Source organism: Clostridium beijerinckii (assembly GCF_036699995.1).
Classification (GTDB): domain Bacteria; phylum Bacillota; class Clostridia; order Clostridiales; family Clostridiaceae; genus Clostridium; species Clostridium helianthi.
In genome coordinates, this window is record NZ_CP144906.1 from 184,481 (window position 1) to 209,134 (window position 24,654).

At 33.4% G+C, this 24,654-nt stretch carries 37 protein-coding genes; all 37 read left to right on the plus strand.

Going from position 1 to position 24,654, the window contains the following annotated elements; all coding sequences use genetic code 11:
- Positions 1-14 precede the first annotated feature (14 nt).
- Complete coding sequence (rpoC, locus tag PZA12_RS00890; RefSeq protein WP_077837289.1) at positions 15-3,551, plus strand: DNA-directed RNA polymerase subunit beta'; 3,537 nt, start codon at positions 15-17, stop codon at positions 3,549-3,551.
- Between the two features lie 256 nt (positions 3,552-3,807).
- Positions 3,808-4,185 (plus strand): 30S ribosomal protein S12, encoded by a 378-nt coding sequence (gene rpsL / locus PZA12_RS00895; RefSeq protein WP_011967508.1) that lies wholly within the window; start codon positions 3,808-3,810, stop codon positions 4,183-4,185.
- Between the two features lie 149 nt (positions 4,186-4,334).
- Positions 4,335-4,805 (plus strand): 30S ribosomal protein S7, encoded by a 471-nt coding sequence (gene rpsG, locus PZA12_RS00900; RefSeq protein WP_017210137.1) that lies wholly within the window; start codon positions 4,335-4,337, stop codon positions 4,803-4,805.
- A gap of 83 nt (positions 4,806-4,888) precedes the next feature.
- Positions 4,889-6,955 carry an elongation factor G gene (gene fusA, locus PZA12_RS00905; protein ID WP_077837288.1) on the plus strand — a complete coding sequence of 689 codons (2,067 nt, stop codon included), beginning with the start codon at positions 4,889-4,891 and terminating at the stop codon, positions 6,953-6,955.
- Positions 6,956-7,142: 187 nt separating this feature from the next.
- Positions 7,143-8,336 carry an elongation factor Tu gene (gene tuf, locus PZA12_RS00910; protein WP_011967499.1) on the plus strand — a complete coding sequence of 398 codons (1,194 nt, stop codon included), beginning with the start codon at positions 7,143-7,145 and terminating at the stop codon, positions 8,334-8,336.
- Between the two features lie 456 nt (positions 8,337-8,792).
- Positions 8,793-9,101, plus strand: a complete 309-nt coding sequence (gene rpsJ, locus PZA12_RS00915; protein ID WP_002582605.1) for a 30S ribosomal protein S10 — start codon at positions 8,793-8,795, stop codon at positions 9,099-9,101.
- Positions 9,102-9,173: 72 nt separating this feature from the next.
- Positions 9,174-9,803 (plus strand): 50S ribosomal protein L3, encoded by a 630-nt coding sequence (gene rplC / locus PZA12_RS00920; protein ID WP_077842562.1) that lies wholly within the window; start codon positions 9,174-9,176, stop codon positions 9,801-9,803.
- A gap of 26 nt (positions 9,804-9,829) precedes the next feature.
- Positions 9,830-10,450, plus strand: a complete 621-nt coding sequence (gene rplD, locus PZA12_RS00925; protein WP_011967512.1) for a 50S ribosomal protein L4 — start codon at positions 9,830-9,832, stop codon at positions 10,448-10,450.
- Positions 10,450-10,746 (plus strand): 50S ribosomal protein L23, encoded by a 297-nt coding sequence (gene rplW / locus PZA12_RS00930; RefSeq protein WP_011967513.1) that lies wholly within the window; start codon positions 10,450-10,452, stop codon positions 10,744-10,746. Before rplD ends, rplW begins: the two co-directional genes overlap by 1 nt.
- Before the next feature lie 64 nt (positions 10,747-10,810).
- Positions 10,811-11,644: a 50S ribosomal protein L2 gene (gene rplB / locus PZA12_RS00935; protein WP_017209698.1), complete on the plus strand. Its 834-nt coding sequence runs from the start codon at positions 10,811-10,813 to the stop codon at positions 11,642-11,644.
- A 65-nt stretch (positions 11,645-11,709) separates the two neighbouring features.
- Complete coding sequence (rpsS, locus tag PZA12_RS00940) at positions 11,710-11,982, plus strand: 30S ribosomal protein S19 (RefSeq protein WP_023974821.1); 273 nt, start codon at positions 11,710-11,712, stop codon at positions 11,980-11,982.
- Positions 11,983-12,002: 20 nt separating this feature from the next.
- Complete coding sequence (rplV, locus tag PZA12_RS00945; protein WP_009167817.1) at positions 12,003-12,338, plus strand: 50S ribosomal protein L22; 336 nt, start codon at positions 12,003-12,005, stop codon at positions 12,336-12,338.
- A 24-nt stretch (positions 12,339-12,362) separates the two neighbouring features.
- Positions 12,363-13,028, plus strand: coding sequence for a 30S ribosomal protein S3 (rpsC, locus tag PZA12_RS00950; RefSeq protein WP_011967516.1), 666 nt, complete (start codon positions 12,363-12,365; stop codon positions 13,026-13,028).
- 17 nt (positions 13,029-13,045) lie between these two features.
- Positions 13,046-13,480, plus strand: a complete 435-nt coding sequence (rplP, locus tag PZA12_RS00955; protein WP_008426579.1) for a 50S ribosomal protein L16 — start codon at positions 13,046-13,048, stop codon at positions 13,478-13,480.
- Entirely contained in the window at positions 13,480-13,692 is a 213-nt protein-coding gene (gene rpmC / locus PZA12_RS00960) for a 50S ribosomal protein L29 (protein WP_009167820.1), read from the plus strand. Before rplP ends, rpmC begins: the two co-directional genes overlap by 1 nt.
- Positions 13,693-13,715: 23 nt before the next feature.
- Entirely contained in the window at positions 13,716-13,970 is a 255-nt protein-coding gene (rpsQ, locus tag PZA12_RS00965; protein ID WP_011967517.1) for a 30S ribosomal protein S17, read from the plus strand.
- A 28-nt stretch (positions 13,971-13,998) separates the two neighbouring features.
- Complete coding sequence (gene rplN / locus PZA12_RS00970) at positions 13,999-14,367, plus strand: 50S ribosomal protein L14 (protein WP_011967518.1); 369 nt, start codon at positions 13,999-14,001, stop codon at positions 14,365-14,367.
- A gap of 15 nt (positions 14,368-14,382) precedes the next feature.
- Positions 14,383-14,697, plus strand: a complete 315-nt coding sequence (rplX, locus tag PZA12_RS00975) for a 50S ribosomal protein L24 (protein ID WP_011967519.1) — start codon at positions 14,383-14,385, stop codon at positions 14,695-14,697.
- A 22-nt stretch (positions 14,698-14,719) separates the two neighbouring features.
- Positions 14,720-15,259 (plus strand): 50S ribosomal protein L5, encoded by a 540-nt coding sequence (rplE, locus tag PZA12_RS00980; RefSeq protein WP_011967520.1) that lies wholly within the window; start codon positions 14,720-14,722, stop codon positions 15,257-15,259.
- A 16-nt stretch (positions 15,260-15,275) separates the two neighbouring features.
- Positions 15,276-15,461 carry a type Z 30S ribosomal protein S14 gene (locus PZA12_RS00985; RefSeq protein ID WP_009167825.1) on the plus strand — a complete coding sequence of 62 codons (186 nt, stop codon included), beginning with the start codon at positions 15,276-15,278 and terminating at the stop codon, positions 15,459-15,461.
- Between the two features lie 32 nt (positions 15,462-15,493).
- Positions 15,494-15,892: a 30S ribosomal protein S8 gene (rpsH, locus tag PZA12_RS00990; RefSeq protein ID WP_008426597.1), complete on the plus strand. Its 399-nt coding sequence runs from the start codon at positions 15,494-15,496 to the stop codon at positions 15,890-15,892.
- Between the two features lie 68 nt (positions 15,893-15,960).
- Positions 15,961-16,503 carry a 50S ribosomal protein L6 gene (rplF, locus tag PZA12_RS00995; protein WP_011967521.1) on the plus strand — a complete coding sequence of 181 codons (543 nt, stop codon included), beginning with the start codon at positions 15,961-15,963 and terminating at the stop codon, positions 16,501-16,503.
- Positions 16,504-16,521: 18 nt separating this feature from the next.
- Positions 16,522-16,881, plus strand: a complete 360-nt coding sequence (gene rplR / locus PZA12_RS01000) for a 50S ribosomal protein L18 (RefSeq protein ID WP_011967522.1) — start codon at positions 16,522-16,524, stop codon at positions 16,879-16,881.
- 20 nt (positions 16,882-16,901) lie between these two features.
- Positions 16,902-17,399 (plus strand): 30S ribosomal protein S5, encoded by a 498-nt coding sequence (gene rpsE, locus PZA12_RS01005; protein ID WP_011967523.1) that lies wholly within the window; start codon positions 16,902-16,904, stop codon positions 17,397-17,399.
- A 12-nt stretch (positions 17,400-17,411) separates the two neighbouring features.
- On the plus strand, positions 17,412-17,591 hold the full coding sequence (rpmD, locus tag PZA12_RS01010) for a 50S ribosomal protein L30 (RefSeq protein ID WP_011967524.1): 180 nt from the start codon (positions 17,412-17,414) through the stop codon (positions 17,589-17,591).
- 21 nt (positions 17,592-17,612) lie between these two features.
- Entirely contained in the window at positions 17,613-18,053 is a 441-nt protein-coding gene (rplO, locus tag PZA12_RS01015; protein WP_011967525.1) for a 50S ribosomal protein L15, read from the plus strand.
- Position 18,054: 1 nt separating this feature from the next.
- A complete protein-coding gene (secY, locus tag PZA12_RS01020; protein WP_077842560.1) occupies positions 18,055-19,353 on the plus strand; it encodes a preprotein translocase subunit SecY in 1,299 nt (432 codons plus the stop codon).
- 25 nt (positions 19,354-19,378) lie between these two features.
- The gene (locus PZA12_RS01025) at positions 19,379-20,029 is read left to right on the plus strand and encodes an adenylate kinase (protein WP_011967527.1); all 651 of its coding nucleotides are present in this window, start codon (positions 19,379-19,381) and stop codon (positions 20,027-20,029) included.
- Positions 20,029-20,778 (plus strand): type I methionyl aminopeptidase, encoded by a 750-nt coding sequence (gene map / locus PZA12_RS01030; protein WP_023974816.1) that lies wholly within the window; start codon positions 20,029-20,031, stop codon positions 20,776-20,778. The genes PZA12_RS01025 and map overlap by 1 nt, the downstream gene beginning before the upstream one ends.
- Positions 20,779-20,865: 87 nt before the next feature.
- Positions 20,866-21,147: a KOW domain-containing RNA-binding protein gene (locus PZA12_RS01035; RefSeq protein WP_011967529.1), complete on the plus strand. Its 282-nt coding sequence runs from the start codon at positions 20,866-20,868 to the stop codon at positions 21,145-21,147.
- Positions 21,148-21,154: 7 nt separating this feature from the next.
- Positions 21,155-21,373, plus strand: a complete 219-nt coding sequence (infA, locus tag PZA12_RS01040; protein WP_002582630.1) for a translation initiation factor IF-1 — start codon at positions 21,155-21,157, stop codon at positions 21,371-21,373.
- A gap of 54 nt (positions 21,374-21,427) precedes the next feature.
- Positions 21,428-21,541: a 50S ribosomal protein L36 gene (gene rpmJ, locus PZA12_RS01045; protein ID WP_003156543.1), complete on the plus strand. Its 114-nt coding sequence runs from the start codon at positions 21,428-21,430 to the stop codon at positions 21,539-21,541.
- 223 nt (positions 21,542-21,764) lie between these two features.
- Complete coding sequence (gene rpsM, locus PZA12_RS01050) at positions 21,765-22,133, plus strand: 30S ribosomal protein S13 (RefSeq protein WP_011967530.1); 369 nt, start codon at positions 21,765-21,767, stop codon at positions 22,131-22,133.
- Positions 22,134-22,148: 15 nt separating this feature from the next.
- On the plus strand, positions 22,149-22,544 hold the full coding sequence (rpsK, locus tag PZA12_RS01055) for a 30S ribosomal protein S11 (RefSeq protein ID WP_011967531.1): 396 nt from the start codon (positions 22,149-22,151) through the stop codon (positions 22,542-22,544).
- Between the two features lie 30 nt (positions 22,545-22,574).
- Positions 22,575-23,195 (plus strand): 30S ribosomal protein S4, encoded by a 621-nt coding sequence (gene rpsD / locus PZA12_RS01060; RefSeq protein WP_011967532.1) that lies wholly within the window; start codon positions 22,575-22,577, stop codon positions 23,193-23,195.
- 102 nt (positions 23,196-23,297) lie between these two features.
- Positions 23,298-24,245: a DNA-directed RNA polymerase subunit alpha gene (locus tag PZA12_RS01065; RefSeq protein ID WP_041893472.1), complete on the plus strand. Its 948-nt coding sequence runs from the start codon at positions 23,298-23,300 to the stop codon at positions 24,243-24,245.
- 12 nt (positions 24,246-24,257) lie between these two features.
- Positions 24,258-24,599: a 50S ribosomal protein L17 gene (gene rplQ / locus PZA12_RS01070; RefSeq protein ID WP_041893475.1), complete on the plus strand. Its 342-nt coding sequence runs from the start codon at positions 24,258-24,260 to the stop codon at positions 24,597-24,599.
- The last annotated feature ends 55 nt before the right edge of the window (positions 24,600-24,654 follow it).

A 24,654-nucleotide genomic window follows, 5' to 3' on the forward strand; every position in this document is an offset into this window, starting at 1 on the left:
GGGAGGATTTACCCTTGTTTGAATTAAATAATTTTGATGCAATACAAATTGGTTTAGCATCTCCAGAGCAAATAAGACAGTGGTCAAGAGGAGAAGTTAAAAAACCAGAAACTATTAACTATAGGACTTTAAAACCAGAGAGAGATGGTTTATTCTGTGAAAGAATTTTTGGACCAATGAAAGATTGGGAATGTCACTGTGGAAAGTATAAGAGAGTTAGATATAAAGGGATAGTTTGTGATAGATGTGGAGTTGAAGTCACAAAAGCTAAAGTAAGAAGAGAAAGAATGGGGCATATAGAATTAGCTGCCCCAGTATCTCATATTTGGTATTTTAAGGGGATTCCATCAAGAATGGGATTGATTTTAGATATGTCGCCAAGAGCTTTGGAAAAAGTTCTGTATTTTGCATCTTATATAGTGATAGATCCTAAGGAAACACCATTATTAAAGAAACAACTTCTTAATGAAAAGGAATATAGAGAAGCTGTAGATAAATATGGTGATGAAAGCTTTGTAGCAGGTATGGGAGCAGAGGCAATTCAAGATTTGCTAAATGAAATTGACTTAGAAACTTCTTCAAAAGAACTTAAAGAAGAATTAAAACAAAGTTCAGGACAAAAGAAAGTTAGAATAATTAGAAGACTAGAAGTTGTAGAGTCATTTAGAAAATCAGGTAATGATCCACAGTGGATGGTTATAAATGTTATACCAGTAATTCCACCGGATTTAAGACCTATGGTTCAATTAGATGGAGGAAGATTTGCAACATCTGATTTAAATGATTTATATAGAAGAGTAATAAACAGAAATAACAGATTAAAGAAGTTATTAGATTTAGGTGCTCCAGATATAATTGTAAGAAATGAAAAAAGAATGCTTCAAGAAGCAGTAGATGCTCTTATTGACAATGGTAGAAGAGGCAGACCGGTAACTGGACCAGGAAATAGACCTTTAAAATCTCTTTCGGATATGTTAAAAGGTAAACAAGGTAGATTTAGACAAAACTTACTTGGTAAGAGAGTTGACTACTCAGGTAGATCAGTTATTGTTGTTGGTCCAGAACTTAAAATGTATCAATGCGGACTTCCTAAGGAAATGGCAATAGAATTATTTAAACCATTTGTTATGAAAAAGCTTGTACAAGATGGAATAGCTCATAATATAAAGAGTGCCAAGAGAATGGTTGAGAGAGTATTACCACAAGTATGGGATGTATTGGAAGAAGTCATTGCGGATCATCCAGTATTACTTAACCGTGCACCTACTCTACATAGACTTGGTATTCAAGCGTTCCAACCTGTATTAGTAGAAGGTAGAGCAATAAAACTTCATCCATTAGCATGTACAGCTTATAATGCTGACTTCGATGGAGACCAAATGGCTGTCCATCTTCCATTATCAGTAGAGGCTCAAGCTGAAGCTAGATTTTTAATGTTAGCTGCAACAAATATTTTAAAACCATCAGATGGTAAGCCGGTTTGTGTACCTACACAAGATATGATTCTTGGATCATACTATTTAACAATGGATAAAAATGGAGCTAAAGGCGATGGAATGACATTCTCAAGCAAAGATGAAGCTATAATGGCATATGAAGTTAAAGAAATTGACATACATGCTCAAATAAATGTTAGAATGTTTAGAGAAGTCGATGGGGAAATAAAATCTAGGATTATTAAAACTACTGTTGGAAAGATTATATTTAATGAATCAATTCCACAAAATCTTGGATTAGTAAATAGAGAAAATGAAGAAGAATCATTTAATCTTGAAGTTGATTTCTTAATTACTAAGAAATCGCTAGGAAAGATTATCGATCAATGTTATATGAAACATGGTCCAGTAAAGACATCAATAATGCTTGATAATATTAAGGCATTAGGATACCATTATTCATCAATTGGAGCTGTAACAGTTGCTTCTTCAGATATAATAGTTCCTAAAGTAAAATATGATTTACTTAAGGAAGCAGATGAAACAGTAGAAAAAATTGAAAAGATGTATAAGAGAGGCTTCATATCCGATGAGGAAAGATATGAAAGAGTTATAGAAAAATGGACTCAGACGACTGAAGATGTAGCTAATGCATTAATGGATAGTCTTGATAAATTTAATCCGATATACATGATGGCTGATTCAGGAGCCAGAGGATCGAAATCTCAGATCAAGCAGCTAGCTGGTATGAGAGGTCTTATGGCTAGTCCATCAGGTAAGATTATAGAGTTACCTATAAGGGCATCATTTAAAGAAGGATTAGATGTAATAGAATATTTCTTGTCAACACATGGAGCTAGAAAGGGTAATGCGGATACAGCCTTAAAGACTGCGGATTCTGGATATTTAACTAGAAGACTTGTTGATGTTTCACAAGATGTTATCGTAAGAGAAGAAGATTGTGGTACAGATGAAGGAATATTTGTAAGTGAAATTAAAGAAGGTAACGAAGTTATCGAGGAATTAAGAGAAAGATTAATTGGTAGATATACAGCAGAAGATATTGTTGATCCAGAAACTGGGGATGTATTACATCCAAAGAATGAATATATGGATCCATATGCCGCTGACAAGATAGTTTCTGCAGGAATTAAGAAAGTGAAGATTAGATCCGTATTCACTTGTAAGTGTAAAGTTGGTGTATGTGCTAGGTGTTATGGTATGAATATGGCGACAGCTAAAAAGATTGATATTGGAGAAGCTGTTGGAATAATAGCGGCTCAGTCAATTGGAGAACCAGGAACACAGCTTACAATGAGAACATTCCATACTGGTGGAGTTGCAGGAGCAGATATTACTCAAGGTTTACCTAGAGTTGAGGAGCTATTTGAGGCTAGAAAACCGAAGGGGCTTGCAATAGTAAGTGAAATTGCTGGTACTGCGAGAATAGAAGAAACTAAAAAGAAAAGAACAGTAATAGTTATGGGTGCCGATGGAGAAGAACGTAGCTACGATATACCTTTTGGATCAAGATTGAGAGTTAATGAAAGTGATTATGTTGAAGCTGGAGATGAAATCACAGAAGGTTCAGTAAATCCTCATGATATAATGAGCATAAAAGGAATAGATGGAGCGAGAAGATACTTACTTTCAGAGGTTCAAAAAGTTTATAGACTACAAGGTGTTGATATTAATGATAAACACTTAGAAGTTGTTGTTAGACAAATGACTAGAAAGATAAAAATTGTTGATTCAGGTGACACGGATCTATTACCAGGAACTATGATTGATATGTTTGATTTCTATGAAGAAAATGCTAGAGTAAGAGAATTTGGTGGAGAAGAAGCAAAAGGAGAACAAACTCTACTAGGTATAACTAAAGCAGCATTAGCAACTGATAGTTTCCTATCAGCAGCTTCGTTCCAAGAAACGACAAGAGTTCTAACAGAAGCAGCAATTAAAGGAAAAGTTGATCCTTTAGTTGGATTAAAAGAAAATGTAATAATTGGTAAGCTTATTCCAGCTGGTACTGGAATGATGAGATATAGATCTTTAAAGGTGGAAACAGATAGTGAATTAGTTGAAGAAACTATTGGAGAAACTGTTGAAGAATAAGCATGTATTATATTGACATGTGCAAAATTAAATGATAAAATACAATTTGTGTGATTTTAAATGTGAAATCACACAAATTAATGTCAATATATCATTTTATAAAAGTAAATTTATAGCTTAATACATAGGATATTGATTTATTGTGTAAAATTTAGGTATATTTGATAAGTTGTATGATATACTAACTCATATAACTTGATAAATTAGTGTTTATCTTAATTTTAAAATAGATAAATAAATTTCAGGAGGTGAAAAAATGCCAACTATTAGCCAATTAGTAAGAAAAGGCAGAAAAACAGCAGTAGTTAAATCAACTGCACCAGCACTTAAAGAGTGTCCTCAAAAAAGAGGTGTATGTACAGTAGTTAAAACAACAACTCCTAAAAAACCTAACTCAGCGTTAAGAAAAATTGCCAGAGTTAGATTAACAAATGGATTTGAAGTAACTGCATATATTGGTGGAGTAGGTCACAACTTACAAGAACATAGTGTTGTTCTTATAAGAGGTGGAAGAGTTAAAGACCTTCCTGGTGTTAGATACCATATCGTAAGAGGTGCACTAGACTGCGCTGGAGTAGCTAACAGATTACAAGGAAGATCAAAGTACGGTGCTAAGAGACCTAAGAAAAAATAGGGATTTTAACAAAGAATAGTGCTTATCTTCAACAGAAATTATAGATTTTATTTTGAGTTTATATAGATGTAAAAGATGTAGCACTTTACGGTATGAAAAATACCGAGTACCGATGAACTTAAATTTAAAATGTTAAGGAGGGAAGAAAAGTGCCAAGAAAAGGACATATCGCAAAAAGAGACGTATTACCAGATCCAGTATACAATTCAAAGGTTGTTACTAAATTTATAAATAGTATAATGGAAGATGGTAAGAAGGGTGTAGCCCAAAAGATATGCTATGAAGCATTTGAATTAATAGCAAAAAGAAGTGGAAAAGAAGCTTTAGAAGTATTTGAAGAAGCTATGAACAATGTAATGCCATTACTAGAAGTTAAAGCTAGAAGAATAGGTGGTGCTACTTATCAAGTTCCAATCGAAGTTAGACCAGAAAGAAGACAGACATTAGGAATAAGATGGATGTTAATAGCAGCTAGAAAAAGAGGCGAAAAGCTAATGAGTGAAAGAGTTGCTGGTGAATTATTAGATGCATCTAATAATACAGGAGCAGCTGTTAAGAAGAGAGAAGATACTCATAAAATGGCAGAAGCTAATAAGGCATTTGCTCATTACAGATACTAATATCTATAAAACTGTTTTGGCTTATGCTAAGGCAGTTTTGTCAAATTAAATTATATTTTACTCATTGAGAGGAGGACAAATAAATGGCTAGAAAATATCCTTTAGATAAATTCCGTAACTTCGGTATAATGGCTCATATAGATGCTGGTAAGACAACAACTACTGAACGTATATTGTTCTATACAGGCGTGAGTCACAAAATAGGGGAAGTTCATGATGGTGAAGCTACAATGGACTGGATGGTTCAAGAACAAGAAAGAGGTATAACAATTACTTCTGCAGCAACTTCATGTTTCTGGAAAGAACATGAACTTAATATTATAGATACTCCTGGTCACGTAGACTTCACAGTTGAAGTTGAAAGATCATTAAGAGTACTTGATGGAGCTGTTACAGTTCTTGATGCAAAGAGCGGTGTTGAACCACAAACTGAAACTGTTTGGAGACAGGCAGATAAGTATGGCGTGCCAAGAATGATTTATGTAAATAAAATGGATGCAACAGGTGCTGATTTCTTTAGATGTATTCAAACAGTTAAAGATAGATTAAAAGCAAATGCAGTTCCGATTCAAATTCCAATAGGTAGCGAACAAGACTTTAAAGGAATGGTTGATCTTATAAAGAATGTTGCTTTTATATTCTATGATGATCTTGGAAAAGATATGAGAGAAGAAGCTATACCAGCTGAATATGCTGATCAAGCTGAAGAATACAGAGCAGCAATGATAGAAGCTATTGCTGAAACAGATGAAGAATTAATGGAAAAATATTTAGAAGGCGAAGAGCTTACAGTTGAAGAATTAAAGACTGCCTTAAGAAAAGCTACAATTGCTAATGAAATATATCCTTGTATTTGTGGTTCTTCATACAAAAACAAAGGTGTTCAAGAAATGATTGATGGAGTTGTAGATTATTTACCATCACCATTAGATGTTCCAGCAATAAAAGGAACAACATTAGATGGAGAAGATGATCATAGAAATTCTTCAGACTCTGAACCATTATCAGCTTTAGCATTTAAAATAGCAACTGATCCATTTGTTGGTAAGTTAGCATTTACAAGAATATATTCTGGTGTAATGCAAAGTGGTTCTTATGTTCTTAACTCAACAAAAGGTAAGAAGGAAAGAATTGGTAGACTTGTTAAGATGCATTCAAATTCAAGATCAGAAGTTGAATCGTTAGAAGCAGGAGAAATTGGTGCTGTAATTGGTTTAAAGAACACTACAACAGGTGATACTTTATGTGCAGAAAATAGTCCAATAATTCTTGAAGCAATGGAATTCCCAGAACCAGTTATAAGAGTAGCTATTGAGCCAAAGACAAAAGATGCTCAAGAAAAGATGGGATTGGCATTAGCTAAACTAGCAGAAGAAGATCCTACTTTCAAGACTTGGACTGATACAGAAACAGGTCAAACAATTATTGCAGGTATGGGAGAACTTCACTTAGAAATAATTGTTGATAGACTTCAAAGAGAATTTAAAGTTGAATGTAATGTTGGAGCACCTCAGGTTGCTTATAAGGAAACAATTAGATCAGCTGTTAAAGCAGAAGCTAAATATGCTAAACAATCAGGTGGTAAAGGACAATACGGTCATGCTGTAATTGAAATGGAACCAACTGAAGGTGAATATGTATTTGAAAATGCTATCGTGGGAGGAGCTATTCCTAAGGAATATATTCCAGCAATCGATGCAGGTATTCAAGAGGCATCTAAAAATGGTATAATTGCAGGTTATAATGTTATTAACTTTAAAGTTAAGTTAGTACACGGTTCATACCATGAAGTTGACTCATCTGAAATGGCATTTAAAATAGCAGGTTCTATGGCATTCAAGAATGCAATGTCTAAAGCAAGCCCTGTACTTCTTGAACCAATGATGAAAGTTGAAGTAACAGTTCCAGAAGAATACATGGGAGATGTTATCGGAGATATCAATTCAAGAAGAGGTATAATGGAAGGTATGGAAGCTCTTAATGGAGCGCAAGTTATCAGAGCGTTTGTTCCATTATCAGAAATGTTTGGATATGCTACTACTTTAAGATCTAGAACTCAAGGTAGAGGAGTTTACTCAATGGTATTTGATCACTATGATGAAGTTCCAAAGAATATTCAAGAACAAATTGCAGGTAGCAGAGCTAAATAAAGAGTAATATAAAGTTTTTATCATATTGTATATTAAATTATTTTATGGAACATATAATGTGTTTTAATAATTTTTATATAATATGGTAAAAAACTTGAATAATAAATATAGATATTAAAATATCTATAAGTTATAATATTTACGAAAAGATTCTTTAAATTATGTCTATCAAGGGAGGAAAATTATAATGGCAAAAGCAAAGTATGAAAGAAGTAAGCCACACGTTAATATTGGAACAATAGGTCACGTAGACCATGGTAAGACAACATTAACAGCAGCAATCACAACAGTATTAGCAAATAAAGGATTTGCAGAAGCATTTAACTATGCAGATATTGATAAGGCTCCAGAAGAAAAAGAAAGAGGAATCACAATCAATACAGCACACGTTGAGTACCAAACAGAAAACAGACACTATGCGCACGTTGACTGTCCAGGGCATGCTGACTATGTTAAGAACATGATCACAGGAGCAGCACAAATGGATGGAGCTATCTTAGTTGTATCAGCAGCAGATGGTCCAATGCCACAAACAAGAGAACATATACTACTAGGATCAAGAGTTGGTATCCAATATATCGTAGTATTCTTAAATAAAGCAGATATGGTAGACGATCCAGAATTATTAGAATTAGTAGAAATGGAAGTTAGAGAATTATTAAGCGAATATGACTTCCCAGGAGATGATATTCCAGTAATAACAGGATCAGCATTAAAAGCATTAGAAAATCCAACAGATGAAGAAGCAATTAAGCCAATCATGGATTTAATGGAAGCAGTAGATAGCTATATCCCAACTCCAGAAAGAGCAACAGATAAGCCATTCTTAATGCCAATCGAAGATGTATTCACAATTACAGGAAGAGGAACAGTTGCAACAGGAAGAGTTGAAGCTGGAGTACTTCATGTAGGAGATGAAGTAGAAATCGTTGGATTAACAGAAGAAAAGAAGAAAGTTGTAGTAACTGGAATCGAAATGTTCAGAAAGTTATTGGATGAAGCGCAAGCAGGAGATAACATTGGAGCATTATTAAGAGGAGTTCAAAGAACTGATATTGAAAGAGGTCAAGTTTTATCAAAACCAAATTCAGTACATCCTCATACTAAATTTGTAGGTCAAGTATACGTACTTAAGAAAGAAGAAGGCGGAAGACATACTCCATTCTTCGATGGATACAGACCACAATTCTACTTCAGAACAACAGACGTTACAGGATCAATCAAATTACCAGACGGAATGGAAATGGTAATGCCTGGAGATCACATTGATATGAATGTTGAATTAATCACTCCAATCGCAATGGATGAAGGATTAAGATTCGCTATCAGAGAAGGCGGAAGAACTGTAGGTTCTGGAGTTGTTACTAAAATAGTAGAATAAGATACATTTATATTTGACAGTAAAAGCAAGGTATAATTTCCTTGCTTTTATTTTATGAATTGTATAATTTAGTTAGTATTTCATAATGAAATCAGATTGTTATCACAAATATTTATTTATTATCCGAAAATAAATTATGACAAAATGATATAAAAGTTTTAGTAAAGATAATTAAAAAATCACCAAATATCAGGAATTAAAAAAAAATAGGAAAATGTAAAAAAAAGCTTGAAAAGACAATATAACAATAGTATAATTAAGAAGTTGCATAGCATACAGCGAGGATTCAAGAGGTTGCCGGACTTCCGGGTAATTCTTGATGAGTAAGTTTGGATCTAGAATCCGACGACAGGGATTCTGTATTAAGTTTGGATATCACGAAACACCTGGAACAGTTTACAGAATGGCCGCTGTTGTGCGTTAGAAGTAAAACGTACATAAAAGGAGGGAAATGAAATGTCAAAGCAAAAAATAAGAATTAGATTAAAGGCTTTTGATCATACAATTTTAGATCAATCAGCTGAAAAAATTGTTGAAACTGCAAAAACATCAGGAGCTAAGGTTGTAGGGCCAGTGCCACTACCAACTGAAAAAGATGTTGTTACAATATTAAGAGCGGTTCACAAGTACAAAGATTCAAGAGAACAATTTGAGATAAGAACTCATAAGAGATTAATCGATATTGTTAATCCATCACCTAAAACTGTTGATGCATTAATGAGATTAAATCTTCCAGCTGGTGTTGATATAGAAATCAAGCTTTAGTACTGGAAATAATATAAAACGGCTAGTTATGATTGTTAACAGTCCGCTAATTAGTTTGGGAGGTGTAAATACATGAAAAAAGCTATAATTGGAAGAAAAGTAGGAATGACACAAGTTTTTGATGAAAAAGGAAAAGTGATTCCTGTAACTGTAGTAGAAGCTGGCCCATGTGTTGTTGTTCAAAAGAAAACATTAGAAAATGATGGTTATGAAGCAATACAAGTTGGTTTCGATGAAATAAGAGAAAAATTAGCTAACAAGCCAAGAAAAGGTCACTTTGCTAAGGCTGGAGCTACTTTAAGAAGAACTCTTAAAGAATTTAGACTTGACGATATAAGTCAATACGAAGTTGGAAATGAAATAAAAGCTGATGTATTTGGAGCAGGAGATAAAGTTGATGTATCTGCAGTATCTAAGGGAAAGGGTTTCCAAGGATCAATTAAAAGATGGAATCAACAAAGAGGACCTATGACTCATGGTTCTAAGTTCCATAGAGCACCAGGTTCAATGGGAGCTTCATCAGATCCGTCTAGAACATTCAAAAACAAGAGAATGCCAGGACATATGGGGTCTGTAAATACAACAGTACTTAATTTAGAAGTTGTTAAAGTAATAGCTGAAAAGAATTTAATACTAATTAAGGGTGGAATCCCAGGACCTAATAAAGGTACAGTAGTAATTAAAGATACAGTTAGAGCTTAATTTCTTTGAAGAAAGGAGGAAATAAAATGCCTACAGTAGGAGTATTTAATAAAGAAGGAAATAAAGTTGCAGATATGGAATTAAATGAAAATGTATTTGCAGCAGAAATTAATGAATATGCATTGCACCAAGTAGTAGTTGCATTATTAGCTAACAAAAGACAAGGAACTCAATCAACTAAAACTAGATCTGAAGTTAGAGGAGGCGGAATCAAGCCTTGGAGACAAAAGGGTACTGGAAGAGCAAGACAAGGTTCTATCAGATCACCACAATGGATCAAAGGTGGAATTGTATTCGCACCAAAGCCAAGAGACTACAGAGTTTCAGTTCCAAAGAGTATGAGAAAGGTTGCTATGAAATCTGCTTTAACTAGCAAGGTTCAAGATAATCAAATGATAGTTCTTGATTCGTTAAATTTTGAAGCACCAAAAACTAAGAGCATGATAGAAATGCTAAAGGCTTTAGAAGCTAATAAAGCATTAATTATAACAGCTGAATCAAATGAAGTTGTTTATAAGTCAGCAAGAAACATTCAAGGAATAAGTGTTATTCCTGCAAACAACATCAATGTATATGATTTATTAAAATATGAAAAATTAATCATAACTAAAGATGCTGTATCAAAAATTGAGGAGGTGTACGCATAATGAAATTAACAAGCCATGATATAATAAGAAAGCCAATCATAACTGAAAAAAGTATGGCGTCTATGGCCGAAAAAAGGTACACTTTCATAGTTCATGTTGATGCTAATAAATCTCAAATAAAGAGAGCTGTGGAAGAAGTTTTCAATGTTAAAGTTGAATCTGTTAACACTATAAACGGCTTAGGTAAAACTAAGAGAATGGGCGTACATGTAGGTAAGAGATCAGATTACAAGAAAGCTATAGTTACATTAACTGAAGAAAGTAATGGAATTGAATTCTTCGAGGGAATGCAATAATAGTAGAATAAAGCCATTATTGGTGATCAACACCAGAGAAGCTTGAAGAAGGAGGGAATTTTAAATGGCAGTTAAAAAGTTTAACCCTATTACACCAGCAAGAAGACAAATGACTATGCCAACTTTTGAAGAAATAACTTCACAAGAACCAGAAAAGTCACTTCTTGTTGCATTAAAGAGTAAAGCGGGTAGAAATGCTCAAGGTAAAATTACTGTTAGACATCGTGGCGGCGGTGTTAAGAGAAAATATAGAATAATAGACTTTAAAAGAAATAAAGATGAAATCCCAGCAAAGGTTGCAACTATAGAATATGATCCAAACAGATCAGCATATATTGCTCTTGTTATATATAGCGATGGAGAAAAGAGATATATTCTTGCGCCTGCAGGATTAAAAGTTGGAGATGTAATAGAGTCTGGAGTTAATGCTGATATCAAACCTGGTAATGCACTTCCATTAAAGAACATACCAGTAGGTACAGTTATTCACAATATAGAGTTACAAAGAGGTAAAGGTGGTCAATTAGTTAGAGCAGCAGGTGGATCAGCTCAATTAATGGCTAAAGAAGGAGATTATGCAACTCTTAGATTACCATCAGGTGAAATGAGATATGTAAGAATCGAATGTAGAGCTACAATAGGAACACTTTCTAATGCAACAAACGATATTGTTAATATCGGTAAAGCTGGTAGAAAGAGACATATGGGATGGAGACCAACAGTTAGAGGATCTGTAATGAACCCTAATGATCACCCTCATGGTGGTGGTGAAGGTAAGTCTCCAGTTGGTAGACCAAGTCCAGTTACTCCATGGGGTAAACCAGCACTTGGATACAAAACTAGAAAGACTAAGAAATATTCAGATAAATTTATTATCAAAGATAGAAGAGCTAAGTAGTTTGAGGAGAATAGTAAGTTCTCTTCACAACTTAGACCTTAGTGTTTATGAAGGGAGGCATATTAGTGAGTAGATCAACAAAGAAAGCACCTTTTGTTCATGAGGGACTTTTTAAGAAAATAGAAGAAATGAATGGTAATGGAGAAAAAAAGGTTGTTAAGACTTGGTCAAGAAGTTCAACAATTTTTCCACAATTCATAGGTCATACAATTGCTGTTCATGATGGAAGAAAGCATGTACCAGTATATATATCAGAAGATATGGTTGGCCATAAATTAGGTGAGTTTGTATTAACTAGAACTTATAAAGGTCATGACGATAAAACATCAAAAAGATAGCCTGGAAAGGAGGATCATAAATGGAAGCTAGAGCTATAGCAAAATATATTAGAATGTCTCCAACAAAGGTAGGAGTAATTCTTGATTTAATAAGAGGAAAACAAGTTAACGAAGCTTTTGCTATTTTACAATATACTCCAAGAGAAGCAGCGGTAGTTATAAATAAAGTTTTAAAATCAGCTGTTGCTAATGCAGAAAACAATTTGGAATTGAATGCTGATAACTTATATGTTTCAGAGTGTTTCGTTGGTCAAGGATCAACATTAAAGAGATTCCAACCTCATGCTCAAGGTAGAGCATTTAAAATATTAAAGAAAACAAGCAATATAACAGTAGTTGTTAAAGAAAGAGCTTAATAAGATAAAAGGAGGGAAAAGCAAGTGGGTCAAAAAGTAAATCCTCATGGCCTTAGAGTAGGTGTTATCAAGGGATGGGACGCAAAATGGTATGCTAACAAGAAAAACTTTGCTGATAATCTTATAGAAGATAACAAGATCAGAAAATTTGTGAAAAAGGAACTTTTTTCTGCAGGTATTTCTAAAATTGAAATTGAAAGAGCTGCTAAAAGAGTAAAATTAAACATATATACAGCAAAGCCTGGTGTTATAATAGGTAAAGGTGGATCTGGAATTGAGGCTTTAAAAAATAAATTAACTCAATTCGTTGAAAATAAGAATGTTTTAATAAACATAGTTGAAGTTAAAAGTGCAGAAGCTGATGCACAATTAATGGCTGAAAATATTGCTGCACAATTAGAAAAAAGAATTTCATTCAGAAGAGCTATGAAGCAAACAATGCAAAGAGCTATGAAACACGGAATAAAAGGTGTAAAAACTGCTTGTTCTGGTAGATTAGGTGGAGCAGAAATAGCAAGAACTGAACATTATCATGAAGGAACAATTCCACTACAAACATTAAGAGCTGATATCGATTATGGATTTGCTGAAGCAGATACAACATATGGAAAAATCGGAGTTAAGGTTTGGGTTTATAATGGAGAAGTTCTTCCAACTAAGAAAGTAGAAAAGGAAGAGGCTAACGCATAGGAAAGGAGGAATAGATCATGTTAATGCCTAAAAGGGTAAAACATCGTAAGGTGCAACGTGGTAGAATGAAAGGTAAAGCTACAAGAGGTAATTTCTTAGCTTATGGTGATTACGGAATCCAAGCGCTAACTTGTGGATGGATAACAAGTAACCAAATTGAATCTGCCAGAATTGCTATCAATAGATACATTAAAAGAGGTGGAAAACTTTGGATAAAGATTTTCCCAGATAAACCAGTTACAGAAAAGCCAGCTGAAACAAGAATGGGTTCAGGTAAAGGATCACCAGAATACTGGGTTGCAGTAGTTAAACCAGGTAGAGTACTATTTGAATTATCAGGAGTACCAGAAGAAACTGCAAGAGAAGCAATGAGACTTGCTTCACATAAACTTCCTGTAAAAACAAAATTTGTTTCAAAAAGAGATTTTGAGGAAATGGGTGGTGAAGAATAATGAAGGCTAGAGAATTAAAAGAATTGAAATCAAGCAATCCTCAAGATTTAACAGTTAAATTGGGCGATCTTAAAGCGGAGTTATTTAATTTAAGATTTCAATTAGCTACAGGACAATTAGAAAATCCAATGAGAATAAGAGAAGTTAAGAAATCTATAGCCCAAATAAAAACCATCTTAAGAGAAGAAGAATTAAAAGCATTGGAACAATAAAAGTTGGAAGGAGGTAAGCCCTAATGGAAAGATCATTAAGAAAGAAAAGAATTGGTAGGGTTGTTTCTGATAAAATGGAAAAAACTATTGTAGTTGCAGTTGAAACTAAGGTTAGACACCCATTATACGGTAAGACAGTTAATAGAACTACAAAGTTTAAAGTACATGATGAGAATAATGAAGCTAAAATTAATGATAGAGTATCAATAATGGAAACTAGACCTTTATCTAAAGATAAGAGATGGAGACTTGTTGAAATAGTTGAAAAGGCTAAATAAGCTTTAAAACTGAAAGGAGGGTAATTTAATGATACAACAACAAACCTTATTAAAGGTTGCAGATAATTCAGGTGCAAAGGAAATTATGTGTATCAGAGTATTAGGTGGATCTAAAAGAAAGTTTGGTAATATCGGCGATGTTATAGTTGCTAGCGTTAAAAGTGCAACACCAGGTGGAGTTGTTAAAAAAGGTGATGTTGTAAAGGCAGTTGTAGTTAGATCAGTAAAAGGTGTAAGAAGAGCTGATGGTTCATATATTAAATTTGACGAAAACGCAGCAGTTATAATCAAAGATGATAAGCAACCAAGAGGAACTCGTATCTTTGGACCTGTTGCTAGGGAGCTAAGAGATAAAGAATTCACTAAAATTTTATCATTAGCACCAGAAGTTCTATAAGAGGAGGTGGCCAACTTGAAGATACATGTAAGAAAGAATGATACAGTTATTGTTATATCTGGAAAAGATAAAGGCAAAACTGGTGAAGTGTTAAAAGCGTATCCAAAGACAGGAAAAGTTCTTGTTCAAGGAGTTAATATAGTTAAAAAACATCAAAAAGCTAATAAGGGTCAAGTTGAAAGCGCTATAATTGAAAAAGAAGCAGCAATCAACAGCTCAAAAGTTATGTTATATTGTAACAAATGTAAGAATGCGACTAGAATTAGTAACAAAGTTTTAGATGATGGTACTAAGGTTAGAGTATGTAAAAAATGCGGAGAAACATTCTAGATTTTGAAAGGAGGTAACTAATATGACAAGACTTCAAGAAAAATATCAAAAAGAAGTAGTTCCAGCTATGATTGAAAAGTTCGGATATAAAAACATAATGGAAGTACCAAAGCTAGAAAAGATAGTAATCAACATGGGAGTTGGAGAAGCTAAGGAAAATCAAAAAGTGCTAGAATCAGCAGTTAATGATTTGACTTTAATAGCAGGTCAAAAGCCTGTATTAACAAGAGCTAAAAAGTCTGTAGCTAACTTTAAAATTAGAGAAAATATGCCATTAGGATGTAAAGTTACTCTAAGAAAAGCTAACATGTTTGAATTTGCTGATAAACTAATGAGCATAGCACTACCAAGAGTAAGAGATTTCAGAGGAGTTTCTAGCAAAGCTTTCGATGGTAGAGGAAATTATTCATTAGGAATTAAAGAACAATTAATATTCCCAGAAATAGAATATGATAAGATAGATAAAGTTAGAGGAATGGATATAATCTTCGTTACTACAGCTAACACTGACGAAGAAGCTAGGGAATTATTAAGATTCCTTGGAATGCCATTCGCTCAATAATAAGGAGGGAAACACATTGGCACGTAAGGCTATTATTGAAAAGTGGAGCAAAACTCCTAAATACAAGACAAGAGCTTATACAAGATGTAGAATATGTGGAAGACCACATGCTGTATTAAAAAAATATGGAGTATGCCGTATTTGTTTTAGAGAACTTGCTTATAAGGGCGAAATTCCAGGTTGTAGAAAAGCAAGTTGGTAAGATATACGATGTAACGAAAGGAGGCACATTAAATGGTTATGACAGATCCTATAGCAGATTTATTAACTCGTGTAAGAAATGCTAATGCTGTAAGACATGAAGTGGTAGAAGTACCTTCTTCAAACGTAAAGAAGGAAATTGCAAATATATTATTACAAGAGGGTTATATAAAAGAAATAAATGAATATAACGATGGAGTTGTTCCAATGTTAAGATTATCTCTTAAGTATGGAGCTAATAAAGAAAGAGTTATAACTGGTATTAAGAGAATTTCTAAACCAGGATTAAGAGTTTATTGCAAGAAAGACGAGGTACCAAAAGTTCTTAATGGATTAGGTATCGCTGTTGTTTCGACTTCAAATGGAATAATGGTAGATAGAGAAGCTAGAAAGAACGGATTAGGTGGAGAAGTAATCTGCTACGTTTGGTAATATCTCAGATAAATTAAACTAGATAAAATTGTAAAATGCAATTTTAAAATAATACAGGAGGTGCAATTATGTCAAGAGTAGGTAGATTACCAATAGCTATTCCTGCTGATGTAACTGTTACTGTAACACCAGACAATTTAGTTACAGTTAAGGGACCAAAAGGTGAATTAGTTAAAACTATGCATAAAGATATTAGCATAGCTGTTGAAAACAATGAAGTAATTGTTACTAGACATAGTGAACAAAAAGATCACAGAGCTCTTCACGGTTTAACAAGAGCATTAATTAATAATATGGTAATTGGAGTAAAACAAGGGTACCAAAAAACTTTAGATTTAGTTGGTGTTGGTTATAGAGCTCAATTACAAGGCAAAAAGCTTGTAATGAACCTTGGATATTCACATCCAGTTGAAATTGAACCTATTGACGGAATCACATTTGAAACTCCAGCTGCAACTAGAGTAATAGTAAGTGGAATCGACAAAGAAAAAGTTGGATTTGCTGCAGCGGATATAAGAAAATGGAGAGTACCAGAACCATATAAGGGTAAAGGTATTAAGTATGAAAATGAAGTGATCAGACGTAAAGAAGGTAAGACTGGTAAGAAATAATAGAAAGGAGTGAGTTTTATGTTCAAAAAGGTAGACAAAAAGGCGAGCAGAGAAAAACGTCACCTTAGAGTTCGTAAAAAAGTTTTTGGAACTGCGGAAAGACCAAGACTTTCAGTATTTAAGAGTGAAAAGAATATATATGCACAAGTTATTGATGATATAAATGGTGTTACATTAGTAGCTGCTTCAAGTTTAGAAAAAGATTTTGCTGCAAAAGGCGGAAACAAAGAAGGTGCTAAACTTGTAGGTGAATTAGTAGCTAAAAAAGCTATAGAAAAAGGAATTGACGTAGTGGTATTTGATAGAGGCGGATACATATATCACGGAAGAATTCAAGAATTAGCACAAGCAGCTAGAGAAGCTGGCTTGAAATTCTAATTAAACAAGGAGGGAAATAAATGAGAATCGATCCTAGTACACTAGACCTTAAAGAAAAGGTTGTTTTCATAAACAGAGTTACTAAGGTTGTTAAGGGTGGTAGAAACTTCAGATTCAGCGCTCTAGTTGTTGTCGGAGACGAGAACGGACACGTTGGCGTTGGAATGGGTAAGTCAATCGAAATCCCAGAAGCAATAAAAAAAGGAATAGAAGATGCTAAGAAGAACTTAGTAAGCGTTGCAATGGTAGGAACAACAATTCCTCACCAAGTTAATGGTAAGTTCGGAACTGCAAATGTTCTAATTATGCCAGCTAAAGAAGGTACAGGAGTTATTGCTGGAGGTCCAGCAAGAGCAGTACTTGAATTAGCAGGATTAAAGGATGTTAGAGCTAAATCATTAGGTTCAAATAATCCTAATAACATGGTAAATGCAACAATAAACGGATTAGCTAGCTTAAGAACAGTAGAAGATATAGCTAAATTAAGAGGCAAATCTGTTGAAGAAATATTAGGTTAAGGAGATATTGCAATGGCTAAATTAAGAATTACATTAGTTAAGAGCTTAATAGGTAGAAAAAAAGACCATATCGCTACTGCAAATGCTCTTGGACTAACAAAGATAAGAAAAACAGTAGAACCTGAGGCAACACCTCAAGTTCAAGGTATGATAAAAAAGATTGAATATCTATTAAAAGTAGAAGAAGTATAAAAACAAGGAGGTGCACTGAATATGAAACTTCACGAATTAAAACCAGCAGCAGGTAGCAAGAAAGCACCTAAAAGAATTGGTAGAGGTACTGGTTCTGGATTAGGAAGAAATGCTGGTAAAGGTGAAAAGGGTCAAAATGCAAGATCAGGTGGTGGCGTAAGACCTGGTTTTGAAGGCGGTCAAATGCCTTTATATAGAAGACTTCCTAAGAGAGGTTTTACAAACATTTTTGCAAAGAAGATTGTTAGCATAAATCTTGACAGATTAAATATCTTTGAAAATGGTACTGAAGTTACTCCAGAATTATTACTTGAAAGAAGAGTTGTAAGTAAAGTTTTGGATGGAGTAAAGATTCTTGGAAACGGAACATTAGAAAAAAGCTTAACGGTTAAAGGATGTAAGTTCTCTAAGTCTGCTATAGAAAAGATTGAAGCAGCTGGGGGAAAAGTTGAGGTGATGTAAAGTGCTTCAAACTTTAAGCAATGCATTCAAAGTTCCTGAACTTAGAAAAAAGATTTTATGGACAGTATTATTAGTTGCAGTTTTCAGGATGGGAAGTCATATTCCTCTTCCTGGAATTAACTCTGATTTTTTAAAAAATCTATCTCAGTCTGGTGGACTATTAGGATTTTATGATATGCTTTCTGGAGGAGCTTTTAGCAGATCCAGTATATTAGCATTAGGAGTTATGCCATACATTAATGCATCAATAATAATTCAATTATTAACTGTTGCTATCCCACAATTGGAACAACTATCAAAAGAAGGAGATACTGGCAGAAAAAAGATACAAAATGCAACACGTTATGTATCTCTTGGAATAGCTTTTATCTTAGCTTATGGAATTTTTGCAACAATTTCAAGTAGTGGAGCTACAGTTGGATTAACTGCAATCCAAAAAACTATTGTTGTTTTTGCACTAGTGGTTGGAACAACATTTTGTATGTGGTTGGGTGATCAACTTACAGTTAAGGGCATTGGAAATGGTACTTCAATACTAATATTCGTTAATATAATTTCGAGAGTTCCAGCAACAATTGCTTCAATGATGACACTTCAGCAAGCAGGAAGTGCAAGTATTGTGGAAATTGTACTATTTGGAGTATTTACTGTATTTCTACTTGCTACTATACTATATTTTTCTTTATCAGAAAGAAGGATACCTGTGCAGTATGCTGGTAAATTTGCATCAGGCAATAGTAATATGGTTAAATCACAATCAACACATATACCATTAAGTATAATTGGATCGGCAGTTCTTGCTATTATATTTTCTATGTCTGTAATGGATTTTCCAAAAACTATTGCTACATTATTTGGTGGAGCAGGTGAAAGTCAAAAAGAGTGGGCAAAATGGATATTAAATAATCCTACATCTATCTTTAATCAGAAGAGTTGGATGTATATGGTACTATATGCAGTACTGACAATATTCTTTAATTGGTTTTATACTCAGATTACATTTAAACCAGATGAAATGTCTGAGAATTTGCATAAATCGGCAGGATTTGTGCCTGGAGTAAGGCCAGGTGAAGAAACCACAACATATTTTGAAAGAGTTTTAAACAGACTATCTTTTATTGGAGGTATATTAGCAGCGGTATTAGCTGTAACTCCAGTTATGATACAAAATTATACACAATTTCAAAATATAGCTTTTTCAGGAACTGGATTATTAATTGTTATAAATGTTGCGTTAGATTTTACTAGAAAAGTAGAATCACAAATGGTAGTTAGGCACTATAAAGGATTTCTTAAATAGATTAGAATAAATGGAGATGAAGCCAGTGAAGATAGTATTACTAGGTCCTCCTGGAGCTGGAAAGGGAACACAGGCTAAATCAATTAGCAATAAATATTCAATACCACATATTTCTACAGGTGATATTTTCAGAAAGAATATTTCTGAAAACACTCCCTTAGGAATAGAAGCAAAGGGTTATATTGATAACGGACAATTAGTTCCTGATGAAGTAACAATTAATATGGTTAAGGATAGACTGCAACAGGACGATTGTAAGGTCGGATATTTATTAGATGGTTTTCCTAGAACTGTGGCTCAAGCTGATGCTCTTAACAACTTTCTTGTAGATAAGAATGAACAATTAGATACCGCATTGCTTATAAAGGTACCTAATGAATTTATTCTAGAAAGAATGACTGGTAGAAGAGTATGTCCATCATGCGGAGCAAGTTATCATGTTAAATTTAATCCTCCAACAAATGAAGGAAAATGTGATTTGTGTGGAAGTGAAGTTATACAGAGAAAAGATGATACAGTTGAGACTGTAAAGGAAAGACTTGATGTATATCAGAAGGAAACACAACCGCTAATTGAATTTTACGGTGAAAAAGGCTTGCTTTCAGAAGTAGATGGCACAAAAGCTATTAATGAAGTTTTCAGAGGAATATGTGAATTGTTGGGGAACAACAAATAATGATTACTGTAAAGAATCATGATGAAATAGCCATAATGAGAAAAGCAGGTAGAATAGTAGGAGAAACATTGCTATTGCTTGAAAAAGAGGTAAAACCCGGAGTAACAACTGCAAATTTGGATAGAATAGCAGAAGAATTTATAACTAAGCATGGAGCAAAACCTTCATTTAAAGGCTTATATGGTTTTCCTTCGTCACTATGTATTTCAGTAAATGAGCAAGTAATACATGGATTCCCAGGAGAATATGTTCTTAAAGAAGGCGATATAGTTAGTATTGACTGTGGGGCGTTTTTTGATGGATTCCATGGAGATGCTGCAAGAACTTTCTCTGTAGGGGAAGTTTCAGTGGAAGCTCAAAGATTAATTGATATAACAAGAGAAAGTTTTTTCCAAGGTATAAAGTTTGCAAAACAAGGAAATAAATTAACTGATATATCACATGAGATACAAAGCTACGTAGAAGCAGCAGGTTTCTCAGTTGTAAGAGATTTTGTAGGTCATGGGATTGGGCGAAAAGTTCACGAGGATCCTAATGTACCTAATTTCGGAAAGTCTGGTAGAGGTCCGAAATTACTGGAGGGTATGGTGTTAGCAATAGAACCTATGGTTAACGCTGGTACTTATAAGGTTAAGACATTAAAAGATGGATGGACAGTTGTAACAGCGGATTCTTCTTTATCGGCACATTATGAAAATACAGTTGCAATTTTATCAGATGGACCTGAAATATTAACACTGATTAAGTAGAATAAAGAGTGTTGCTTAGTTATAAATTTGCATAATACCGTTGTGGTAGTGTTAATTTATACTAAGGTAATCATAGAGGTGAAAAATTTGCAAAACAATGACTTGATTGGAAAAGTAGTACTTTCAAAAGCAGGAAGAGATAAAGATCACTTATATGTTGTTGTTAGGCAGATAGATGATGATTATGTATTACTAGCTAATGGAGATACAAAATTAATTGAGATGCCTAAGAAGAAAAAAATTAAACACTTAAGTATTTTAGAAGATGTAGATGATGAATTATTATCATTAATAAACTCATGCGATAAGAGTACTAATTTAAAGATTAAGAGATTCCTAAAGCTTAGAGGCATTGTTAAGGAGGGTTGATTACCTTATGTCAAAAGATGATGTTATAGAAATGCAAGGTACGGTATTAGAATCTTTACCAAACGCTATGTTTCAAGTTGAACTTGAAAGTGGCCATAAGATTCTAGCACACATATCAGGTAAATTAAGAATGAACTTCATAAGAATTTTACCAGGAGACAAAGTTACAGTAGAACTTTCTCCTTATGATTTAACCAGAGGTAGAATTACATGGAGAGCAAAATAAAGTAGATATAACTTACATTGATCTACTACAAAAGTAATATGAGGAGGGTTAGCTATGAAAGTAAGACCATCAGTTAAGCCTATTTGTGAAAAGTGCAAAGTAATCAGAAGAAAAGGAAAAGTAATGGTAATCTGTGAAAATCCTAAGCACAAGCAAAAGCAAGGCTAATGATCAAGTTTACAATATTATTTACATTAAAATAAATGTAAATAATATTGACATTTCAGCAAAAGTCAAATATGATTATATAGTCGTTTAATTAATCAAAAATAAATTTTAGGGCGGCTGGCAATAGAATCGTCTATTGACCTAAAATTTTATTATAAATTATAAATCATAAATTATAAAATCAACTTTTATACATTTCAATTATCAGGAGGTGTAAATTTTAATGGCAAGAATATCAGGTATTGATCTACCAAGAGAAAAAAGAGTTGAAATAGGTTTAACATATATATATGGAATAGGATTATCAACTTCACAAAAAATCTTAGCTGTAACAGGAATTAATCCAGATACAAGAGTTAAGGATTTATCAGAAGAAGAAGTTAATGAAATCAGAACTTATATCAACAAGAATTTAATGGTTGAAGGTGACTTAAGAAGAGATGTCGCTTTAAATATCAAGAGATTAGTAGAAATAGGATCATATAGAGGGATTAGACATAGAAGAGGTCTTCCAGTAAGAGGACAAAAAACTAAGACTAATGCAAGAACTAGAAAAGGTCCTAAGAAGACAATAGCAAATAAGAAGAAATAGTAAGGAGGGAAGATAATGGCAGCTAAAACAGTTAAGAAAACTAGAAGAAGAAAAGAAAGAAAAAATGTTGAGCATGGTGCTGCACACATTAAGTCAACTTTTAATAATTCAATAGTTACTTTAACAGATGCAGTAGGAAATGCTTTATCATGGTCAAGTGCAGGAGCACTAGGTTTCAGAGGATCAAGAAAGAGTACACCATTTGCAGCTCAAATGGCAGCAGAAACTGCAGCTAAAGTAGCAATGGAACACGGCTTAAAAAGTATAGAGGTTTATGTTAAAGGACCTGGTTCAGGAAGAGAAGCAGCTATAAGATCCTTACAAGCAGCAGGACTAGAAGTAACTTTGATTAAAGATGTTACTCCAATACCACATAATGGTTGTAGACCACCAAAGAGAAGAAGAGTCTAATATAAATGTAGTAATAGGAGGTGTAATTTAATGGCAAGATATACTGGCGCTACATGTAGATTATGTAGAAGAGAAGGTATGAAACTTTTCCTTAAAGGTGATAGATGTTTTACAGATAAGTGTGCTTTCGTTAGAAGAAGCTATGCACCAGGACAACATGGAGCTAACAAAAAGAAAGTATCAAACTATGGTGTTCAATTAAGAGAAAAGCAAAAAGCAAGAAGAATTTATGGCATATTAGAAGGCCAATTTAGAACATATTATGAAAAAGCTGAGCATATTAAAGGTATAACAGGTGAAAACTTACTTAAATTACTAGAAATGAGACTTGATAACATAGTTTATAGATTAGGTTATGGTTCATCAAGAAATGAGGCAAGACAATTAGTGACTCACGGACATTTCTTAGTAAATGGTAAAAAGGTTGACATTTGTTCATATCATGTTTCAGTTAACGATGTAATTACTGTATGCGAAAAGAGCAGATCAAGTGAAAAGTTTAAAACTTTTGTTGAAAATCCAAAAACTTTACCAAAATGGTTAGAAGCTAATGTTGATAACTATGAAGGAAAAGTAGTTGCAGAGCCATCAAGAGAAGATATAGATGTGCCTGTTAACGAAACACTTATTGTTGAGTTATACAGTAAATAATATATTTATATTTGTTAGAGAAATTTATCACAATATATGCAAATATAGAATCAGTTGCCCTCATAATAAGGTTGCCATTTTTAAAATAAGGAGGGTTTGTCAATGTTAGAAATCGAAAAGCCAATAATAGAATGTATAGAAGCTAATGAAGATGGTACTTATGGTAAGTACGTTGTTGAACCACTTGAAAGAGGATACGGTATTACATTAGGAAATGCCCTAAGAAGAATATTATTATCATCTCTTCCAGGAGTTGCAACAACCTCTGTCAAAATTGATGGTGTGCTTCATGAGTTTTCTACTGTTCAAGGAGTTAAAGAAGATGTTACTGAATTAATTCTTAATATCAAATCATTAGCTCTAAGAATGAATGGTGAAGGTCCAAAAGTTATTTATATTGATGCTAAAGGACCAGGAGAAGTTACTGGAGCAGATATAAAGACTGATGGTGATGTTGAAGTTGTTAATAAGAATTTACATATTGCAACTTTAGATAACGATGGAAGACTTTATATGGAATTGACAGTTAATAAGGGAAGAGGATATGTTACTCAAAATAAAAATAAGAGTGATGAATTGCCTATTTCAGCTATAGCAGTTGATTCTATTTATACACCAGTAAAAAGAGTTAATTTTACTGTTGATAATACAAGAGTTGGTCAAATTACTGATTATGATAAATTAACTTTAGAAATTTGGACTAATGGTACCATAAAAATAGATGAAGCTATTAGTTTATCAGCAAAGATACTTATTGAACATTTTAAATTATTCATGTCATTAACAGATAATACTAATGATGTTGAAATAATGATAGAAAAAGAAGACGATAAGAAAGAAAAAGTCCTAGAAATGACTGTAGAAGAACTTGATTTATCAGTTAGATCATATAACTGTTTAAAGAGAGCTGGAATTAATACAGTACAAGAACTTGCCACAAAGTCGATGGATGATATGATGAAGGTAAGGAATTTAGGAAAGAAATCTTTAGAAGAAGTTGAAAGAAAGCTTAAGGAATTAGGTTTAGCACTAAAACTAAGCGAGGAGTAAGGAGGTAAATCCATGGCAGGTTATCGTAAACTAGGTCTTCCTACAGACCAAAGAAAAGCTATGCTAAGAAATCTTGTTACTAGTCTATTAAAACATGGTAAAATCGAAACAACTGAAACAAGAGCTAAAGAAACTAGATCATTAGCAGAAAAAATGATTACTCTTGGAAAAAGAGGAGATCTTCATGCTAGAAGACAAGTATTATCTTATGTTCAAGAAGAATTAGTTGTTAAGAATTTATTTGATAATGTAGCTCCAAAGTATGCTGAGAGAAACGGCGGATATACAAGAATAATTAAAAAAGGTCCTAGAAGAGGGGACGGAGCTGAGATAGTAATACTTGAATTAGTATAATACTAATGGGGGATTAAGTTTAAACTTAATCCCCATTTTGACATAGAAAATAAAA